General features: G+C 38.8%; 5 protein-coding genes. 4 read left to right on the top strand and 1 reads right to left on the bottom strand.

Annotation, left to right across the window (positions count from 1 at the left end):
- On the bottom strand, positions 1-377 hold a 377-nt coding region (gene rsmI / locus B2X33_RS02025; RefSeq protein ID WP_296667235.1), incomplete at its 3' end, for a 16S rRNA (cytidine(1402)-2'-O)-methyltransferase.
- A 252-nt stretch (positions 378-629) separates the two neighbouring features.
- Between rsmI and B2X33_RS02020 the strand changes: the two genes are divergently transcribed.
- The 4 genes from B2X33_RS02020 (at position 630) to B2X33_RS02005 (ending at position 5519) form a co-directional block, all read left to right on the top strand.
- Entirely contained in the window at positions 630-1754 is a 1125-nt protein-coding gene (locus tag B2X33_RS02020) for a DNA adenine methylase (RefSeq protein ID WP_296667234.1), read from the top strand.
- Between the two features lie 126 nt (positions 1755-1880).
- Positions 1881-2537 carry a TetR/AcrR family transcriptional regulator gene (locus B2X33_RS02015; protein ID WP_296667231.1) on the top strand — a complete coding sequence of 219 codons (657 nt, stop codon included), beginning with the start codon at positions 1881-1883 and terminating at the stop codon, positions 2535-2537.
- A 113-nt stretch (positions 2538-2650) separates the two neighbouring features.
- Entirely contained in the window at positions 2651-4564 is a 1914-nt protein-coding gene (locus tag B2X33_RS02010) for an AMP-dependent synthetase/ligase (RefSeq protein WP_296019238.1), read from the top strand.
- A gap of 97 nt (positions 4565-4661) precedes the next feature.
- Positions 4662-5519 (top strand): ATP-binding cassette domain-containing protein, encoded by an 858-nt coding sequence (locus B2X33_RS02005; RefSeq protein ID WP_296667229.1) that lies wholly within the window; start codon positions 4662-4664, stop codon positions 5517-5519.
- Positions 5520-5525: the final 6 nt, after the last annotated feature.

Genomic DNA, 5525 nt, shown 5'->3' with positions numbered 1-5525 from the left:
CCGCCAGCACCAGCAACACTCACCAACGTTGCAAAAGCGCTAGGCCCCGGAATCGGAACGACATTGTGTCCGCTTTCCCTTGCAAGACCTGCCAAGACAGCACCCGGATCACTTATTCCAGGAGTTCCTGCATCACTGGCATACGCAACCGACTGTCCTTCATCAAGCAGCTTGATAATTTTTTGACCGGCAATCGCTTCATTCTGCGAACGACAGGAAATCAGCGGCTTATGAATTTCAAAATGGTTCAAAAGCTGCAAAGTATGCCTTGTATCTTCGGCCGCAATTACATCAACATTTTTAAAAGTTTCAATAGCGCGAAAAGTAATGTCGCCCAAATTTCCAATCGGCGTACCAACTATATATAGCGTAGACACAACTCAATAATAATCTGAAAAACACTAAAAATCAATATTTTATTTTTACAGACCACATCCACCGTCAAGCCGGCTGCTCCGGGTTCGCTCACGCTCATCGTCCTCGGCAAGCCTGCGGTCGACTGCGCCCTGCGCATCCGGGGTAAGTTTTTTTTTACAAAGCAGGCATTTTTTGCTCAAGACAACAACCTTTTTTAGATTCTTTTTATAGAAAATTTTGAAAATCTGTTATAAACTTTTATTCACATTTTTATGAATTATTCAGACTCTGCAAATTTTGACGAAAATCCCGAATTTCTTACTACTCAAATAATCACATATCTTGGAAACAAACGGCGTCTTCTTGAGCACATAGAAAAAGAAATTCTTCTGATTGCAGAAAAACTCAACTGTCAAAAACTTGTCTGCGCCGACCTTTTTTCAGGTTCTGGAATCGTTGCCCGGATGTTAAAAAAATATTCATCAAATTTAATCGTGAACGACCTTGAAAATTATTCCGCGGTCATAAACGGCTGCTATCTTATAAATAAAAAAGATTTTCCCGTTCAGGAATATTCGGCTTTAAAAAACAAAATCGAAGAACTCTGTTTTATAGAAAAAATTCCCGGCATAATTTCGCAAAATTACGCTCCAAAAAACGACAAAGACATTCAAAAAGGCGAACGCGTGTTTTACACACAACAAAATGCACTTTTAATCGACACATACCGAAAACTCATCGACGATGTTATCAAAAAAGAATCCTTAAAAAAATTCTTTCTTGCGCCCTTAATCACAGAAGCGTCAATTCACGTAAACACAAGCGGGGTTTTTAAAGGTTTTTATAAAGACAAAAACACCGGGATCGGTTGCTTTGGCGCAAGCGGAAAAAATGCGCTTTCAAGAATTTTTGGAAAAATCGAATTAAAAACGCCTGTTTTTAGCAATTTTGAGTCCGGCCTGGAAATTTTTCAAAAAGATGCAGTCGCGCTCTCAAAAGAATTAAAAAGTCTCGACATAACGTATCTCGATCCGCCTTACAATCAGCATCCTTACGGTTCAAACTATTTTATGCTCAATCTTATTTTAAAAAACAAACTCGATGCAAACATAAGCAAAGTAAGCGGAATCGTTCAAAACTGGAACCGTTCGGTTTTTAACAAGCCGTATGCCGCCTTAAATTCAATGGAAGAAATTATTTCAAGCATTTCAAGTAAGTATGTAATAATTTCATACAATTCTGAAGGTTTTATAAGTTTTGACGAAATGTCCGGAATGCTAAAAAAATACGGAAACCTAAAAACCGTAGAAATCAAATACAACGCTTTTCGAGGAAGCCGCAACCTTAAAAACCGCGACATTCACGTCCGCGAGTATCTTTTTGTTTTAGAAAAATAATTTTAGCAGAAAAAACCTCTCTTTCTGCTTTTTTGAGCAACCAGGTCTAAAAAGTTGACAAATCGCCAGCCGCTCATTAAACTAACATTTGTTAGTTTGTTAGGTTTTTATTATGGAGAAAAGTTAATGCCGGCTGAAAAAATCACCCATGAAAAAATTATTCACGCGGTTTTAGACTGTGCATTTATAAAAAGCGTAGGTGGAACTTCACTTGCAGATATTGCTAGCAAACTAGGAATCAAAAAAGCAAGTCTTTACAATCATTATGAATCACGCGAAGCTATTCTCGATGATACAATTCGTTTTTGCGGTGAATATCTAAAAAAAACAGCTCTAATTCCTTCCGAAATGACAGCAACAGCACAAAAATACACAGCAGAAGCAGTTTTAAAAGGAATTGTTCATCGCTGGATTAAAATAAACGAAAAAGAACCTCTTCTTCAGATTTATTCTTTTATCGAAAGCGAAAAATATTTTTCACCAGAAGCGGCGGCCATTTCAAAAGAATCCAGAACAAAACTTTTAAACCAGACAATAATCGCCTTAAATAGTTTAATTAAAGCAAAAAAAATTTCACCGGCTACAAAAAATGCAATTTCGATTCATGCAGAAATTTTTACAAATATGCTTTTTAGCCTGCTTGATAAATATATTGTAGAAAAAAAAATTTACATACGTTCAAATCCCCAGTCAGGCGATGGAGAACTTTTTAGCGCGCTTCCATTTGAACCAGATTTTACCCAAATCGACCCTCTTTTAGAAGAATTCTGCAAAATCCTGTAAAAATCAAAATAAAATTTTAAACAGTGGAAAATAAATTTTTTTAGTAATATAATTAACCCTATGACATTTTAACAAATTGTGTCATTTTGGTGCTATTGCAATTTGGAGGCAATATGGAAAAAACTCTGCCAAGGATGTTCAGAGAAACTGCAAAAAAATATCCTGAATTAACTGCTCAAATGTCGCGTCTCAGCGAAGGCGTTTGGGACAGCATTTCTTATAAAAACGCATTTGAAATCTCAAAAAATTTTGCCGGCGGTCTTCTTTCAATTGGAATAAAACGTGGCGATCACATCGGCATGGTTTCCGACAACCGAAAAGAATGGCAGCAGATAGACATGGGGCTTCTTTCAATCGGTGCGATTGACGTTCCTCGCGGTTGCGACGCAACAATTGGCGATCTTGAATATATTCTGTCATTTGCAAAAACTCAGACCGTAATTGTCGAAAATAAATCTCAGATTTCTAAAATTCTTGGAATTAAAGATAAACTTCCGCTTTTAAAAACTTTTATCGCAATCGAAGATCAGGACGAAAAAACTTTTGAAGAATGTAAAAATTCTGGAATAACACTTTTTACTTTTAATCAGATTGAAGAAAAAGGTGAGGAATTCAATCAAAAAAATCCGGAGACTGTCGATGAAGAAATCAATAAAGGACAGTGGGACGACCTGGCTTCGATTATCTTTACTTCAGGAACAACAGGACAGCCAAAGGGCGTAATGCTCACTCACGGAAACTTTTTATCGCAGCTCGAAGATATTGACGAAAGAATTTGGCTTAATCCGGGCGACCGCGGAATTCTTGTGCTTCCAGTCTGGCACGCCTTTGAACGCTCTGTTGAATATGTAGTTTTTTCCCAGGCGGCAACCTTGTGCTATTCAAAACCAATCGGTCAAATTCTTTTGCAGGACTTTAAGTCTCTCGACCCGCAGGTTTTGCCGGCAGTTCCACGCGTAATCGAAGCAATTTACGATGGAATTTACAGAAAAATGCGAAAAACAGGAGGAATAACTCTCAAAGTTTTCAATTTCTTTGTAACAGTTGCGCTTTTCCATTCAAAACTCGACCGTGTTCTTTTTGATAGAACCACACGCTACGGAATGGACAAGAGATGGCTGCAGTGGCCGGCATTTGTTATTCCATGGCTTTTGCTCTATCCAATAAAATTGCTCGGCGGAGCAATCGTTTTCCGTAAAATCCGTGCAATGCTCGGAAAACACTTCCGCGGAGCAGTTGCAGGTGGAGGCGCTCTTCCTCCAGCAATTGACAAATTTTTCTGGGCAATCGGAGTTCCTCTCGTGGAAGGTTACGGCCTTACAGAAACTTCTCCGATTATTTCGGTTCGGCCGTTTAACAGGCCGGTTCTTGGCAATGTTGGCCGTCCAATCCGTGAGCTTGCGGCAAAAGTTGTTGATCCTGCAACAGGAAAAGAAGTTCCACGCGGCAAAAAAGGCGTATTGCTTGTAAAAGGTCCGACAGTAATGAAAGGTTACTACGAACGTCCAGACCTTACAAAAGAAGTTATTGACGAAAACGGATGGTTCAATACAGGCGACTTGGCTCGTCTTACGGCAAACGGTGAAATCGTTTTGTGCGGACGCATAAAAGACACGATTGTTCAGCTTGGCGGCGAAAATATTGAACCTGTTCCTATCGAAATGAAAATTCAGGAATCGCGTTACATAAAAACAGCAGTTGTTGTAGGTCAGGACCAGCGGTATCTGGCAGCGCTCATAGTTCCAGAAAAATCCGAAATCGAACAGTTTGCACAGGACGCAAAAATTTCGTACAAAAAATACGAAGATTTAGCAAAAAGCCTGGAAATAAAGCGGCTGCTCGAAAGCGAGGTAAGCCAGCGTGTAAATTCCAAAAATGGATTTAAAATGTTTGAAAGAATCAACAAAATTGCAGTTCTTCCAAAAGAATTTGAAGTTGGCGTTGAGCTTTCAGCAAAACAGGAAATAAGCCGCTATAAAATAAACGCAATTTACGCTTCTGAAATAAAAAAACTATTTAAAGACTAAAAAAAACAGCCCGGTTGTAAAAATCGGGCTATTTTTCTTTCTAATTTTGTAAAAAAAAGCACTGTATCCAAATTTATTTTTTTATTAAAATAATTGTATGGATTTTTTACAGTTTGATGATGTTACGTTTTCTTATCCGCCAATTGATGGCGATGTTGATTCCAATGGAAAACAGATTGTTCCAGCCCCAGTTTTTGAGCATTTTTCGGGAAGCTTGCCGGGGGGCGGTTTTATAAGCCTTGTAGGTCAGAACGGATGCGGAAAATCTACTTTTTTAATGCTTGCGTCTGGAAGGCTTTTGCCAGACAGCGGAAATATAAAACTTTTGGGAAAGAATCCTGCAAAACTTAATCAGGAAGAAAAAAATCTTCTTGCAAGCGTTATCTACCAGAATGTTGAATTTGACACTGAAGACAAAACTGGAGAGCTTCTTGCTCAGGTTTATTCTGCAGGAGCATTAAAGAACAACGCAAAAGCAATACGTTCTGACGGTGATTTGCTTGCAGAAATTATCGGGATTTTTGAACTCGGCTCGCTTTTGGAACGTCCGCTTACACATTTGAGCAAAGGCGAAAAACAGCGAGTAATTCTTGCATTCAGTCTGTTGTACGGAAGCGCCTCTGTTTTTATGGACGAGCCAATGTTTGCAATGGAAGACCGCCAAAAAGAAAACGCCCTCGCCTATCTTAAAGAATTTGTAGAAAAGACCGGAACTACAATTTATTGTTCCATGCACGAGCTCGACCTTTCTAAAAAATATTCCGACTACGTTTTATTGTTCTATCCTGGAAGAGAAATGGCTTTTGGAACGCCGGAAGAAGTTTTGACGCCAAAAGATTTGGAAAAAGCATATCAAATTCCTGCGGAAATGCTCAAACACAAAGAAGATATGACCCGCGAACAGTTAAGAGCCGTTGCAAAGACAATTGACGAGCAATTTTCCAAAAAAAACTAGGAAGTG

It is taken from the genome of Treponema sp. UBA785 (assembly GCF_002297065.1).
GTDB lineage: Bacteria > Spirochaetota > Spirochaetia > Treponematales > Treponemataceae > Treponema_D.
Note: the sequence above shows the minus strand (reverse complement) of the source record. Positions and strands in the feature narration are given on the sequence as shown.

Excerpts from the sequence above, each read along its gene's own strand:
- B2X33_RS02020 (WP_296667234.1), top strand. The coding sequence starts at position 630 with ATGAATTATTCAGACTCTGCAAATTTTGACGAAAATCCCGAATTTCTT.
- B2X33_RS02015 (WP_296667231.1), top strand. The coding sequence starts at position 1,881 with ATGCCGGCTGAAAAAATCACCCATGAAAAAATTATTCACGCGGTTTTA.
- B2X33_RS02010 (WP_296019238.1), top strand. The coding sequence starts at position 2,651 with ATGGAAAAAACTCTGCCAAGGATGTTCAGAGAAACTGCAAAAAAATAT.
- B2X33_RS02005 (WP_296667229.1), top strand. The coding sequence starts at position 4,662 with ATGGATTTTTTACAGTTTGATGATGTTACGTTTTCTTATCCGCCAATT.